13 protein-coding genes are annotated in these 13,740 nt (G+C 44.4%); 10 read left to right on the forward strand and 3 right to left on the reverse strand.

Translation table 11 applies throughout. The features are described 5' to 3' along the window. Nucleotides 1-32: 32 nt before the first annotated feature. The 10 genes from dnaA to PNUC_RS00050 all read left to right on the forward strand — a co-directional run bounded on the left by dnaA (nt 33) and on the right by PNUC_RS00050 (nt 10,715). Nucleotides 33-1,460, forward strand: a complete 1,428-nt coding sequence (gene dnaA, locus PNUC_RS00005) for a chromosomal replication initiator protein DnaA (protein ID WP_011901849.1) — start codon at nt 33-35, stop codon at nt 1,458-1,460. Nucleotides 1,461-1,723: 263 nt separating this feature from the next. Then, a complete protein-coding gene (gene dnaN / locus PNUC_RS00010; protein ID WP_011901850.1) occupies nt 1,724-2,839 on the forward strand; it encodes a DNA polymerase III subunit beta in 1,116 nt (371 codons plus the stop codon). Nucleotides 2,840-2,850: 11 nt separating this feature from the next. Next, nucleotides 2,851-5,349, forward strand: coding sequence for a DNA topoisomerase (ATP-hydrolyzing) subunit B (gene gyrB / locus PNUC_RS00015; RefSeq protein WP_011901851.1), 2,499 nt, complete (start codon nt 2,851-2,853; stop codon nt 5,347-5,349). Nucleotides 5,350-5,351: 2 nt separating this feature from the next. Beyond that, complete coding sequence (locus PNUC_RS00020) at nt 5,352-5,846, forward strand: SET domain-containing protein (RefSeq protein ID WP_011901852.1); 495 nt, start codon at nt 5,352-5,354, stop codon at nt 5,844-5,846. A gap of 8 nt (nt 5,847-5,854) precedes the next feature. Beyond that, a complete protein-coding gene (locus PNUC_RS00025) occupies nt 5,855-6,079 on the forward strand; it encodes a DUF3717 domain-containing protein (RefSeq protein WP_011901853.1) in 225 nt (74 codons plus the stop codon). Nucleotides 6,080-6,174: 95 nt separating this feature from the next. Continuing rightward, nucleotides 6,175-6,942: an ABC transporter ATP-binding protein gene (locus tag PNUC_RS00030; protein WP_048812027.1), complete on the forward strand. Its 768-nt coding sequence runs from the start codon at nt 6,175-6,177 to the stop codon at nt 6,940-6,942. Next, on the forward strand, nt 6,939-7,643 hold the full coding sequence (locus PNUC_RS00035) for an ABC transporter ATP-binding protein (protein WP_011901855.1): 705 nt from the start codon (nt 6,939-6,941) through the stop codon (nt 7,641-7,643). Before PNUC_RS00030 ends, PNUC_RS00035 begins: the two co-directional genes overlap by 4 nt. 28 nt (nt 7,644-7,671) lie before the next feature. Then, the gene (locus PNUC_RS00040) at nt 7,672-8,874 is read left to right on the forward strand and encodes an ABC transporter substrate-binding protein (protein WP_011901856.1); all 1,203 of its coding nucleotides are present in this window, start codon (nt 7,672-7,674) and stop codon (nt 8,872-8,874) included. A gap of 3 nt (nt 8,875-8,877) precedes the next feature. Further along, a complete protein-coding gene (locus tag PNUC_RS00045) occupies nt 8,878-9,762 on the forward strand; it encodes a branched-chain amino acid ABC transporter permease (protein WP_011901857.1) in 885 nt (294 codons plus the stop codon). Then, nucleotides 9,759-10,715: a branched-chain amino acid ABC transporter permease gene (locus PNUC_RS00050; protein ID WP_011901858.1), complete on the forward strand. Its 957-nt coding sequence runs from the start codon at nt 9,759-9,761 to the stop codon at nt 10,713-10,715. The genes PNUC_RS00045 and PNUC_RS00050 overlap by 4 nt, the downstream gene beginning before the upstream one ends. A gap of 5 nt (nt 10,716-10,720) precedes the next feature. Here the strand turns inward: PNUC_RS00050 and PNUC_RS00055 are convergent, their stop codons facing one another. From PNUC_RS00055 to PNUC_RS00065, 3 genes are read right to left on the reverse strand one after another with little or no spacing between them, the layout of a single operon-like run. Next, nucleotides 10,721-11,734 carry a phosphotransferase family protein gene (locus PNUC_RS00055; protein WP_011901859.1) on the reverse strand — a complete coding sequence of 338 codons (1,014 nt, stop codon included), beginning with the start codon at nt 11,732-11,734 and terminating at the stop codon, nt 10,721-10,723. Between the two features lie 7 nt (nt 11,735-11,741). Beyond that, complete coding sequence (locus PNUC_RS00060; RefSeq protein ID WP_011901860.1) at nt 11,742-12,512, reverse strand: SDR family NAD(P)-dependent oxidoreductase; 771 nt, start codon at nt 12,510-12,512, stop codon at nt 11,742-11,744. Then, on the reverse strand, nt 12,512-13,681 hold the full coding sequence (locus tag PNUC_RS00065; RefSeq protein WP_048812029.1) for an acyl-CoA dehydrogenase family protein: 1,170 nt from the start codon (nt 13,679-13,681) through the stop codon (nt 12,512-12,514). Before PNUC_RS00065 ends, PNUC_RS00060 begins: the two co-directional genes overlap by 1 nt. Between the last annotated feature and the right edge of the window lie 59 nt (nt 13,682-13,740).

Below are 13,740 nucleotides of genomic sequence, written 5' to 3' on the forward strand. Positions count from 1 at the left end.
TGCCGCCTAGCTACAATGGATCCTCCAAAAATATGAGCAACTTACAAAATCCCCCCGCCTTGAATTCAATAAGCCCCTTGGGTTTTTGGGATGGTGCCATTAGTGCACTTTCCCGCGAGCTGTCGCCCCAGCAATTTAAAACATGGATACAGCCCCTAACACTTGTGTCTTTCGATGAGAGTGACTGCTCACTAACTGTTGGCGCCCCCAATCGATTTAAGTTAGACTGGATTAAGAAAACTTTTGCGGATCGCTTTCAAGAGCTTGCATCTGAGTATTTTTCTGGCCCAATTAATATTAATTTTGTTCTTGCTGTGGAGGGTAGTGCTCCCACCCCAAGCAATGTACCGGCGCCTGAAATTGACATGTCAGAGCCACAATCCCAGGACGAGTCTTCACCCATTATTTCGGTTGAAGAGCAATCATTTGAGATTGAAGACCACTCAAAACTGAACCCAAACCTCACTTTTGAGACATTTGTAACCGGAAAAGCAAACCAATTAGCTAGGGCAGCCTCTATTCAAGTGGCACATAACCCAGGAACATCCTACAACCCAATGTTTTTATATGGGGGGGTTGGGCTGGGCAAAACCCACCTTATTCACGCCATCGGCAACCACTTATTAAAAGAGAAGCCAAACGCCAGAATTCGCTATATACACGCCGAACAATACGTTTCGGACGTCGTTAGAGCCTACCAACAAAAAGCTTTTGATCGTTTTAAGCGCTACTACCACTCGCTCGACCTACTATTAATTGATGACATCCAATTTTTTAGCGGCAAGTCTAGAACCCAGGAAGAGTTTTTTTACGCCTTTGAGGCCCTATTAAGCAATAAGTCTCAAGTCATTATTACTAGTGATACCTACCCAAAGGAAATGGCTGGGATTGATGACCGCCTCATTTCACGGTTTGATTCCGGCCTCACAGTGGCCATAGAACCCCCTGAATTAGAGATGCGAGTGGCTATTTTGATGAAAAAAGCGGCTAGCGAGGGCATCCCCATGACAGAAGATGTCGCATTTTTTGTGGCTAAACATCTGCGCTCCAACGTTCGTGAGTTAGAGGGTGCGCTTCGTAAGATACTGGCCTTTGTACGCTTCCACGGGCGTGAGGTCACCATTGATGTAGCCCGAATAGCCTTAAAAGACCTTCTTTCCATCCAAAATAGGCAGATTTCAGTAGAAAACATCCAAAAAGCGGTTGCAGATTTTTATAGCATCAAGGTCGCTGACATGTATTCGAAGAAGCGGCCCGCCAACATTGCACGTCCTCGTCAAATTGCTATGTTTATGGCTAAAGAGTTAACTCAAAAGAGTCTGCCAGAGATTGGTGAATTGTTTGGCGGAAGAGACCACACAACTGTTTTACATGCTGTTCGTAAAATTGGTGAGGAACGTTCTCACGATAGCCAGTTAAATCATGAAATCCATGTAATAGAGCAAACCTTAAAAGCTTAAATTTTGCCTGTGGATAAGCCTGTGGGTAACCCTTGGGATAAGTTTGGGGATTAAGTGTGGATAAATTGTGGAAAGTTCTCGCTTCATGCAAAAATAGGGTGTTGAAAATAAGTTATCCCAAATTGATGCAGCGTTTATACAGAAGTTTTCCACAGGTTTTTTAGTGTGCAACACATTGTTTTATAGAAGGTTTTTGACTTATCCACGGAAAAGCGAACCCTTATTACTATTACTACTTAGATATATACAAGGATTTAAAAGCAATGCAACTTGTTAACACCTCGCGCGATAGCTTATTAAAACCACTACAGGTGGTGAGTGGCATTGTTGAGCGTAGACACACACTTCCTATTTTGGCCAACTTATTGTTTAAGAAGAATGGTGAGAAGGTTTCTTTTATCTCTACGGATATTGAAATTCAAATTACAACCAATGCAAATTTTGGCGTTGGTTCTGAGGATGTCACAACTACCGTTGCTGCCAGAAAATTATTAGACATTTTGCGAGCGCTTCCAGAAGGTGAAGTTTCTTTAAATTTAAAAGACAACCGTATGGTTGTGCAAAGCGGAAAAAGCCGGTTCTCACTTCAAACCTTATCCGCAACAGAGTTTCCGGTAATGCAAAGCGTTGGTGAGGTAACTGCTGCATGGAGCATGACGCAAAAAAGTTTTCGTCAATTAATTAGCCAAGTTCATTTCTCAATGGCTCAGCAGGATATTCGCTATTACCTCAACGGTATGTTGTTGGTAGTGGAGGGTAAAGAGGTTGTAGCTGTTGCTACCGACGGTCATCGTTTAGCTTTTTCCCGGGTTGAGTTAACCGAGGCACCATCTGGATCGGGCCAGCGGCAGGAAATTATTATTCCTAGAAAAACAATTTTAGAGTGCCAACATTTATTAGAAGATTCTGATGAGTCTCTTGAAATTAGCTTGACTGCAAATCAAGTGAAGTTTTCCTTTGGTGACATTGAGTTGATTTCAAAACTGGTTGAAGGTAAGTTCCCTGATTTTCAACGCGTTATTCCAAAGGGCCACAAAAATACCTTAGTGGTAGGTCGTGATGCATTACAAGCAGCTTTGCAACGAGCCGCTATCTTGACTACTGATAAATTTAAAGGGGTGCGCTTCTCCTTATCCCCTAACCGAATCACTATTCAATCTACTAATGCTGAGCAAGAAGAAGCTCAGGAAGAGATTGAAACTGAATATAGCGGCGACGCAGTTGAGATTGGTTTTAATGTCAGTTATTTATTGGATGTTTTATCAAACCTCAAAAATGAAAAAATTCAAATAAGTCTAGGTGACGCAAACAGTAGTGCGGTTGTGACCTTACCTGGATCAGAAAATTTTAAGTATGTAGTGATGCCAATGCGCATTTAATTTAGAAAAAAATGACTGAAGAAAAAAAAGTAGTAGAGCAGTACGGTGCTGCATCGATTCAAATCTTAGAAGGTCTTGAGGCTGTTCGTAAACGCCCAGGGATGTACATCGGAGATACATCTGATGGCACAGGCCTTCATCATTTGGTTTTTGAGGTCTTGGATAATTCGATTGATGAAGCATTAGCAGGCTATTGCTCGGAAATCACGGTTGTTATTCAAACTGATAATTCAATTTCAATTGTTGATAACGGGCGCGGCGTTCCAACGGGTATTAAATACGACGATAAACACGAACCCAAAAGAAGTGCTGCTGAAATCGTAATGACTGAGTTGCATGCTGGTGGTAAGTTCGACCAAAACAGCTATAAAGTTTCTGGCGGTCTTCATGGTGTGGGTGTTAGTTGTGTAAATGCACTATCTAAGTGGTTAAAACTTACCATTCGTCGTGATGGTAAGGCGCACTATATGGAGTTTGCGCGCGGCGTTATCCAAAACCGTAATGTTGTAGATGAAGATGGGGTAATGGTGTCCCCAATCACGGTTACTGGTGATACCGAGCTCTCGGGTACGGAAGTTCATTTCTTGGCGGATGAAACTATTTTTGGAAATGTAGAGTTCCATTATGAAATTCTAGTTAAACGTATTCGTGAACTCTCATTCTTAAATAATGGTGTGCACATTAAGTTGATTGATCAGCGCACAGGGCAAGAAGAAGATTTTGCATTCTCTGGCGGTGTTAAAGGTTTTGTTGAATATATCAATCAAACTAAGAATGTTTTACACCCGAATATTTTTTATGCTGAGGGTGTTCGCCCTTCAGATTTAGGTGGACAAATTACTGCCGAAGTATCTATGCAGTGGAATGATAGTTTTAGTGAGCAAGTACTTTGTTTTACAAATAACATTCCACAGCGCGATGGTGGAACCCATTTAACTGGCCTGCGTGCTGCAATGACTCGTGTCATCAATAAATACATTGATGAAAATGAAGTTGCTAAAAAGGCCAAAGTAGAAATTTCCGGTGACGATATGCGTGAAGGCTTAGCCTGCGTGTTATCGGTGAAAGTTCCAGAGCCTAAATTCTCAAGCCAAACAAAAGATAAATTAGTTTCAAGTGAGGTGCGCGGCCCTGTAGAAGAGATTGTTGCGGAAGCACTCAGTGCATACCTACAAGAGCGTCCAGCCGACGCGAAGATTCTGTGCGGCAAGATAGTTGATGCAGCACGTGCTCGTGAGGCAGCGCGCAAAGCGCGTGACATGACCAGGCGTAAAGGTGTATTGGATGGGCTTGGTTTGCCTGGTAAGCTGGCCGACTGTCAAGAAAAGGATCCAACCAAATCTGAATTGTTTATTGTCGAGGGTGATTCTGCAGGCGGCTCAGCCAAACAAGGCCGCGATCGTCGCTTTCAAGCAATTCTTCCTTTAAAAGGAAAAATCCTTAACGTAGAAAAAGCGCGTTTCGACAAAATGCTAGCAAGCCAAGAGGTGGTTACCTTAATCACTGTCTTGGGTACTGGTATTGGAATTGAAGAATATAAAGCCGACAAACTTCGCTATCACCGAATCATCATCATGACCGACGCGGACGTTGACGGAAGCCATATTCGTACGCTGTTGCTGACATTCTTTTATAGACAAATGCCGGAGTTGATTGAGCGTGGCCATATTTATATTGCTCAACCACCACTCTACAAAGTTAAGTTTGGAAAAAATGAGCAATACATAAAAGATGACAACGAATTAAATCAGTTGTTATTGAAAATTGCGCTCGAGACCGCTTCTTTACAAACGCCTACTGGTGAAGTCATTGAGGGTGAGTCGCTAAACGAGTTGGCTAAGCACTACCAAGTTATCCAATCTATTGTTGACCGTTTATCCCGCACGATCGATGAGGATGCTTTACGAGCAATTGCATCGGGTACACAGTTAAATTTAGATACAGAAAAATCTGCAAATGAATCAGCCGATCGCTTAAGACAGGCACTCGCTGATTCATTAAACCCATTGGCGCTCCCCCCGGAGATCATTGTTCAGAAAGAGGACCGCACAGAACGATTTAGATTGTTGCTGTCCCGCCGCATTCACGGCAATCTGAAGCTTTCAACCATTAACTCAGATTTTGTTCATGGCGATGATTATCAAAGCCTTGCTAATGCCGCAGCTGTTTTATCTGGCAAAGTATTGCCCGGCACCAAAGTGCGTCGTGGCGATCCAGACAAGAATCAGAAAGAGCAAACAATTAATGACTTTAGGGCTGCCTTCTCATGGTTATTGTCAGAGGCTGAGCGCGTATTGAGTCGTCAACGCTATAAGGGTCTGGGCGAGATGAACCCTTCTCAGTTGTGGGAGACCACAATGGATGCAAGCTCTCGGACCTTGCTGCAAGTGAAGATAGAGGATGCAATTGCTGCAGACCAAGTATTTACAACATTAATGGGTGATGAGGTTGAGCCTCGTCGCGCGTTCATTGAAAAGAACGCATTGATTGCTCGGAACCTAGACGTTTAAAAATGGCATCTAAAAAATTAAAACCACCAAAGGTGGACCGATCTTCTATTGTTGTTAAATCCTCACCCATTCATGGGAAAGGGGTCTTTGTGGCCAAACCAATTAAAAAGGGGCAGGCCATTATTGAATACAAAGGCGAGCGCATTAGTTGGAAGTTGGCTGAAAAGCGCCATCCACACGACCCTAAAGATCCAAATCACACTTTTTATTTTTCCCTAGAAGATGGTCGAGTCATTGATGCCAAATATGGCGGCAATGCAGCGCGCTGGATTAACCATTCTTGCAAACCTAGTTGTGAAACACGAGAAGACTCCTTCGAAGGCAAACCTCGGGTGTTTATTTACGCTAAACGTAGCTTGAAGGTTGGTGAGGAGTTGTTTTATGACTACTCCTTGGATGTTGAGGGGCGCATCAGCAAACAAATGAAAAAAGATTACGAATGTCGTTGTGGCGCAAAAAAGTGTCGCGGGACCATGCTTGCGCTTAAAGATAAATAAAACCACTGATGTTGTACGTCACAATCCAAGAGCTCGAGGCAGCCATTAATTACTGGCGTAGTCAGTCTCCCGCAGAGGGCGAGGAGTTACGCCTGTGTCCAGAAGCTGCAGCACTTGCAAAGCCATATGCGCTCATGATTGTCCAGGGATCACAGCGCGTGCCTCTTGATGTTTTAGATGAGCTTACTCGATCCGCAATTCATGGTTTTCTCAAAACAAACCAAACCCCTTAAGACTTTTTTCCCTTAGTGCTTTAGGGTTATTGCTATGTATGGCTGTTGCATCTTCGGTTATTCTCAACAAGTTGCCCCGCTAGAGGGTAGAGGCCATCAACTTGCAAGAAATAATATTAGAGACAATTGGGTTGGGAAAATCCTTTAAAGGGTTTTCTGCAGTTACGGACGTGAACCTCAAGGTCACTCGCGGTACCATTCACGCCCTAATTGGTCCCAATGGCGCAGGAAAAACAACATGCTTCAACTTGCTTACTAAGTTCTTGGAGCCAACCAGTGGCCAAATCTTATTTAATGGTTTTGACATTACAAAAGAAGCGCCAGCCGAAATAGCCCGCCGTGGAATTATTCGCTCTTTTCAGATTTCAGCTGTTTTCCCACACTTAACAGTTTTAGAGAATGTTCGTGTTGCACTGCAGCGAGGATTGGGAACAGAGTTCTTTTTTTGGAAATCCGGCTCTTCTTTAAATGTTTTGAATGACCGCGCTTTAGAGTTGTTGCATGAGGTTGGTTTGGAGGAGTTTGCCCATAAAGAAACCCTCAACTTAGCTTATGGACGCAAAAGGGCCCTTGAAATTGCAACTACCTTGGCCATGGAGCCAGAGTTGATGCTCTTAGATGAGCCTACCCAAGGTATGGGACATGAGGACGTTGACCACGTTACACGGTTAATCGATCGCGTTGCCAAGGGGAGAACTATCCTCATGGTTGAACACAATATGAAGGTGATTGCTTCTATCGCCAATAAAATTACAGTTTTACAGCGAGGATCTGTCTTGGCTGAAGGCTCGTACCAAGAGGTGTCTAGCAATCCTTTGGTGGTTGAGGCATATATGGGCAGCCACGGGGGTGATGCCCTATGAGTAATGTGGCGTTAGAGGTTAAAAACTTAGAGTCTTGGTATGGGGAGTCCCATATTTTGCATGGTGTGAATTTTTCTGTACGAGATGGAGAGGTTGTGACTCTTCTGGGAAGAAATGGCGCAGGCAGAAGCACTATTTTGAAGACCATACTAGGCCTTACGAGCAAACGAAAAGGCTCTATTGAGGTCTTCGGCAAGGAGACCATTGCTTTGCCCACGTACCAAATCGCTCGTCTTGGTATTGGCTATTGCCCAGAAGAGCGCGGTATTTTCGCCAGTCTGGACACAGAAGAAAACCTATTACTTCCGCCCAAAGTATCTTCGGGCGGTATGGATGTAGAAGAAATTTATGAAATGTTCCCCAATCTTTATGAAAGACGGAATAGCCCTGGCACCCGACTTTCTGGCGGTGAACAGCAAATGTTGGCGATGGCTAGAATTTTGAGAACGGGCGCAAAGCTTTTGCTGTTGGACGAGATTACCGAAGGTCTTGCGCCGGTGATTGTGCAAAAACTGGGTGAGGTGGTAACCAAACTCAGAAATAAGGGTTTTACGATTGTTCTTGTAGAGCAAAACTTTAGATTTGCAGCGGGCCTCGCTGATAGGCATTATGTTGTAGAGGGTGGCCAGATTGTTGAGGTAGTTCAACACTCTGAGCTAGAGGCCAAAGCTGAGTTATTAAATGGTTATTTAGGGGTTTAAATTGGGCGCTTCTTTAAAAGGAAAAATAATGAAACAAACTTTGATTTCTATTGCGGCTGCCGCTTTGGTTGCAGTTGCAGGTAATGCTGGTGCGGCAGATCAACCGCCATTAAAAATCGGTTTTATTACAGATATGTCAGGTTTATATTCCGACATTGATGGTCAGGGAGGCTTAGAGGCCATGAAGATGGCGGTTGCAGATTTTGGTGGCACCGTAAATGGTAGAAAAATTGAAATTATTTCTGCTGACCACCAAAATAAAGCAGACGTTGCCGCATCGAAAACAAGAGAGTGGATTGATCAAAATGGCGTAAGCGTTGTTTTTGGCGGTACAAATTCTGGAACCGCCTTAGCCACAGCCAAGGTAGCCGCTGAGAAAAAGCGTATTTATATTAATAATGGTGCCGGTACATCTGCTTTAACAAATGAGCAATGTAGCCCTTACACAATTCACTACACCTATGACACAATTGCTTTGGCTAATGGCTCAGCCAAAGGCTTGGTTGATAAGGGTTATAAAAATTGGTATTTCTTAACTGCGGATTACGCTTTTGGCTATGCACTTGAAAAAGACGCATCAAATGTAGTGCTTGCTAATGGCGGTAAAGTGTTAGGCGACTCAAAGCACCCACTAAACGCCAGCGATTTTTCTTCTTATTTACTCCAAGCTCAAAACTCAAAAGCCCAAGTTCTTGGTTTGGCTAATGCCGGCGGAGATACGATTAACTCTGTTAAGGCGGCTAATGAGTTTGGTATTACCAAAACCATGAAGCTTGCTGGTTTGTTAGTGTTTATTACTGATGTGCACGCTATTGGCATTAAAAACGCACAAGGTCTTTTGGCTACTACCGCATGGTACTGGGATCAAAATGACCAAACCCGTAAATTTGCTGGCCGTTTCATGGAAAAAATGAAGCGCATGCCAAGTATGGTTCAGGCCGGCGACTACTCATCCACAATGACTTACCTTAATGCGGTTAAAGCAGCGGGTACAGATGATTCCGATAAGGTAATGGCCCAATTACGCAAGACCAAAATTAACGATATGTTCACCAAAAATGGCTATATCCGCAAAGATGGCACCATGGTTCACGACATGTACCTCTATGAAGTGAAAACTCCAGCAGAAGTTAAAAGCCCATGGGATTACTACAAGCTTGTATCCACACTTTCTGGAGAAAAAGCTTTCACAATTCCGCCTGATTCAAAATGCGCTTTGTTGAATAAGTAAATCTTGGAAATTTTCGGCCTCTCTAGTTCCGCTCTGTTAAGCCAGCTCCTTTTGGGGCTGGTTAACGGCAGCTTTTATGCAATCCTAAGCTTGGGGTTGGCTGTTATCTTTGGCCTTCTCAATGTGATTAACTTTTCACACGGCGCCATGTTTATGTTGGGCGCTATTGTGACTTGGATGGCAGGGCAGTATTTCGGAATTAACTACTGGGTGATGCTTTTGTTGTCCCCGTTGATTGTTGGTCTGGTGGGAATTGTGATTGAGCGACTTTTACTTCGTCACCTATATCAACTAGATCATCTTTATGGCTTATTGTTAACCTTTGGCCTTACCTTATTTATTGAGGGCGTTTTGCGCTCAATCTACGGAGCCTCTGGGCTTGCTTATAACACCCCCGAAGCACTTGGTGGGGCTACCGATTTGGGTTTTATGGTGTTGCCAAATTATCGTGCCTGGGTGGTGTTTGCTTCATTAACGGTCTGCTTTGCTACTTGGTACATCATAGAAAAGACCAGCATCGGCGCATATTTGCGCGCTGGGACTGAAAATCCAAAGCTTGTACAAGCTTTTGGGGTGAACTTCCCACTAATGACAACCTTAACCTATGGGTTTGGTGTTGCGCTTGCTGCATTCTCTGGCGTTCTTGCGGCGCCTATTATTCAAATTTCTCCTTTGATGGGCTCTAACCTCATCATTATTGTTTTTGCTGTTGTAGTGATTGGCGGAATGGGCTCGATCATGGGCTCAATTCTGACTGGCTTAGGTTTGGGTTTGATTGAGGGCCTCACCAAGGTTTTTTATCCGCAAGCCTCTAGTACCGTAGTGTTTGCCATCATGGTGATTGTCTTGTTGTTTAGACCGGCAGGATTGTTTGGGCGCGAAAAATGAAGCTACCTAAACTCTTAATTTTGTTAGTCCTGCTTGGGTTCGCTATTGCAGCGCCTTTTTTTGCTTATCCAATCTTTTTAATGAAGATTTTAAGTTTTGCCTTGTTTGCGGCGGCCTTTAATTTACTTCTAGGCTACACAGGCCTTTTATCTTTTGGGCATGCTGCATTCTTTGGAGGCGCAGGATATTGCGCTGGATATCTAATGCGGGACATGGGTGTTGGTCCTGCTGCAGGTATCGCTATCGGGGTTTTGTTTGCCGCCGCTTTAGGGGCGCTTATTGGTGGTCTAGCAATTCGGCGCCAAGGCATTTATTTCTCAATGATTACCTTGGCTTTAGCGCAAATGTTCTATTTTATTTGCTTGCAAGCACCAGCCTCCGGTGGTGAGGATGGTTTCCAAGGCATCCCGAGAGGGGATTTATTTGGGTTGATTGACTTGCAAAACGACTTAAATCTGTACTATTTTGTACTGGCAATTACTGTTGCCGGCTTTGTATTTATCCAAAGAATTATTACCTCCCCGTTTGGCCAGGTTCTAAAAGCGATTAAAGAGAATGAGCCGCGCGCGATTTCTTTGGGATACAAAGTTAACCGCTTTAAGTTCCTCGTTTTCGTTTTATCAGCTGCACTTGCTGGTTTAGCAGGCAGCACCCAAGCTCTGGTGTTGGGTTTTGAAACCCTGACGGATGTTCACTGGACAATGTCTGGCCTTGTTATTTTGATGACCTTGGTTGGTGGTGTTGGAACGATGGCCGGTCCATTTGTTGGGGCTTTGGTGATTGTTCTGCTTGAGCATCGGGTTGGAGAAATTGGCAACTTCTTAGCTGAGATCACCAGCATAGCCTGGTTTAATTCTTTGGGCGAGTCAGTCACCATCGTTACAGGACTCATCTTTATCTTCTGTGTGATGGCCTTTCGTCGAGGCCTTGTGGGAATCTTTACTAAAAAGTAAGCGCTTTATTGTTGCGCGCAAGCCCAACCTAAATCGGCAAGTGCCCCGGCCTTTTTACCATTCTCGATCGCGTCACTGGCATTGGCATTGCCATCCATTGCCCGTTTGGTAATGCCGTGCAAAATGGCTGAAATTCGGAAGAGGTTGTAAGCCATAAGGAAGGGCCAGTGTTCGGCTATTGGCCGACCTATCCGCTTTTCATACATGGCGATATATTCAGCCTCGCTTGGAATCCCAAGACTTTTTAAATCTAAGCCCTGTATTCCGCGCCACAAGGTGGGGGCTATCCTCCAGGCCATGCATTGATAGGCAAAATCAGCCAATGGATTGCCTAAGGTTGAAAGCTCCCAATCCAATACCCCGATAACGCGTAATTCAGTTTTATGAAAAATCAAGTTATCCATACGAAAATCGCCGTGGATTAGAGAGGTTTCGTCTTCATTAGGAATATTTTCTGGCAACCAATCCATTAGTTTATTTAATGAGTCAGGTATGGGAATGTTGGCATCACGCACTTGCCTTGACCAACGGGCAATTTGCCTTGAAAAGTAATTTCCTGGTTTTCCAAAACTTTCCAATCCAAGCGCAACATAGTCAAGTTTATGAATTGCAGCGATAGTGCGATTCATTTCTTCGTAAAGCGTATGGCGTTCAGTTGCCTGGAGTTGCGTAAGTGACTGGTCAATAAAAACACGACCATCTAAATATTCCATCACGAAAAACGCCGTACCGATGATGCTTTCATCCTCGCAGTAAGCAAGCATTTGGGGTACTGGAACATTAGTGTTGGCGAGAGCCTTCATTACTCGATATTCTCTGTCTACTGCGTGGGCTGAAGGCAATAAGACGCCCCCCGGTTTTTTTCTGAGAACGTAATGCTTGCTGCCACTACTGATTTTATAAGTAGGGTTTGATTGTCCGCCAGTCAGTTGGCTAAGCCCTATAGGACCATCTGTCAGTCCAATATCCTTGAGATAGTTAGAAAGCTGCTCTTGAAAAACGACGGTTTCGGAAGACATCTTTTTCTTAAAGCCCGCTGATGAGGTGCCCGCTGTCAACCACGAGAGTCGTGCCTGTCATAGCTTTACTTGCATCTGAGGCCAACAACAAAAGTGGACCATTGAGATCCTCTAGGTTATTAAAACGCCGCGTAGGAATGCGGGTCAGAATTTTCTGTCCTGCCTCACTTAATAAAAAATCTCGATTGAGATCGGTAATAACATAGCCGGGTAAAAGTGCATTTACACGAATCTCTTGCCGCGCCAACTCTAAAGCCATCACCTTGGTACTTTGAATAACCCCTGCTTTGGAAATGACATAAGGGGCAACACCACCAATAATTCGCTCACCCAAAATGGAAGCGACATTCACAATATTTCCAGGGGTGTTGGTGGCGGCAAGTCTTCTAGCTGCCTCGGTTGCAACGAGCCAAGACCCTTTTAGATTGGTATCTATTACTCGATCCCAATCTTCCTCAGTTTGATCAAGAAGTTTGCGGTTGACGCTCATGCCAGCATTGTTAATGATGATTGTTGGCATGTCCCAATGTGTTAGCTCATCAAAACACCGAACAACACTTTTGTTATTTGTTACATCCAACTCAAAAGCTTTGGCTTGTCCACCAAGTCCAGTGATTTCATCAACCACGGATTGCAGTTGATCAACCCGCCGGGAAGCAAGAGCTACCTTTGCGCCTGCCTGAGCCAATAGAATGGCGCAGTGTTTGCCAATGCCGCTAGACGCACCCGTTATAAAAGCGGTTTTATTATCCAATCGAAACAGCTGATTGATATCCATCACTTAGATTCTTTGTTTCCAATAAGTTTGCGAGCCATACTCCAGCGATGTACTTCGCTTGGGCCATCATAGATGCGGAAGCCCCGCATATCTTTGAATATTTTCATCAACGCTGTTTCACCGGTAACACCCTGGCCACCTAAAATTTGTACACAGCGATCTACTACGCGCCACTCAGCTTCAGAACAAACAACCTTGGCACGACTCGATTCATAATTGCAGCGCTGGCCTTGGTCTAACAGCCAAGCAGTTTGCAATATATGTAGTCTGGATGTTTGTAGATCCATATCGTTATCTGCCAACATGAAGCCTACGCCTTCATGTGCGCCTAAAATTTTCCCAAAAGCTTCTCTTTGTTGTGCGTAGGCAATTGCTATATCTTGAGCTCGGCGCGCTTGCCCAAGCCAGCGCATGCAGTGTGTCAGTCGGGCTGGCGCCAAACGCACCTGAGCATATTTAAATCCTTTACCAAACTCACCTAAGATATTTTTAGCTGGAACGCGCAAATTCGTAAACTGCAAAACTCCATGTCCGCCAGTAAAGCAACTGTCCATTGCGTCCATATTGCGAACAAGCTCTATTCCAGGCACATTCATATCAGAGAGAAACATAGTGGCAGTGCCGTCTTCACCGAGCGCCATGATAATTACGAAATCTGCCCCTTCGGCCCCAGTGATAAACCACTTGCGTCCATTGATGAGATAGTCGTCACCGTCTTTGATTGCGGTAGTTGCCAGCATGGAGGGGTCTGAACCTGCTCCGGGGGCTGGTTCTGTCATTGCAAAGCAAGAACGAATTTTTCCCTGAGCTAGTGGCTTTAGCCAACGCTCTTTCTGCTCAGGAGTAGCAACCTCTTCCATCAAATGAATATTCCCCTCATCGGGTGCGTGAATATTCATGGCTATTGGACCCAAACAGGAGTAGCCAGCCTCTTCAAAGATTACTGCTTTCTCTACGTGGCTTAATCCTAGGCCGCCCATCTCAATTGAAGCGTGTGGTGTTAGTAGGCCCTCTTTACGGGCAAGCTCGATGAGATCTTTGCGCAACTCTTCGGATGGTCCATGCTCATTTTGTCGTGGATCTTTTTCGAGCGGAATAACTTGTTCGAGAATGAATGCTCGCGTACGATCCCGCAGCGCTTCTAGTTTGGGCGTTAAGGAGAAATCCATGATTTGATTGTAATAGTAGCTAAATGTGAAATGACATTTATAAATTCCTTTCGCTAAAA

This window comes from Polynucleobacter asymbioticus QLW-P1DMWA-1 (assembly GCF_000016345.1).
GTDB lineage: Bacteria > Pseudomonadota > Gammaproteobacteria > Burkholderiales > Burkholderiaceae > Polynucleobacter > Polynucleobacter asymbioticus.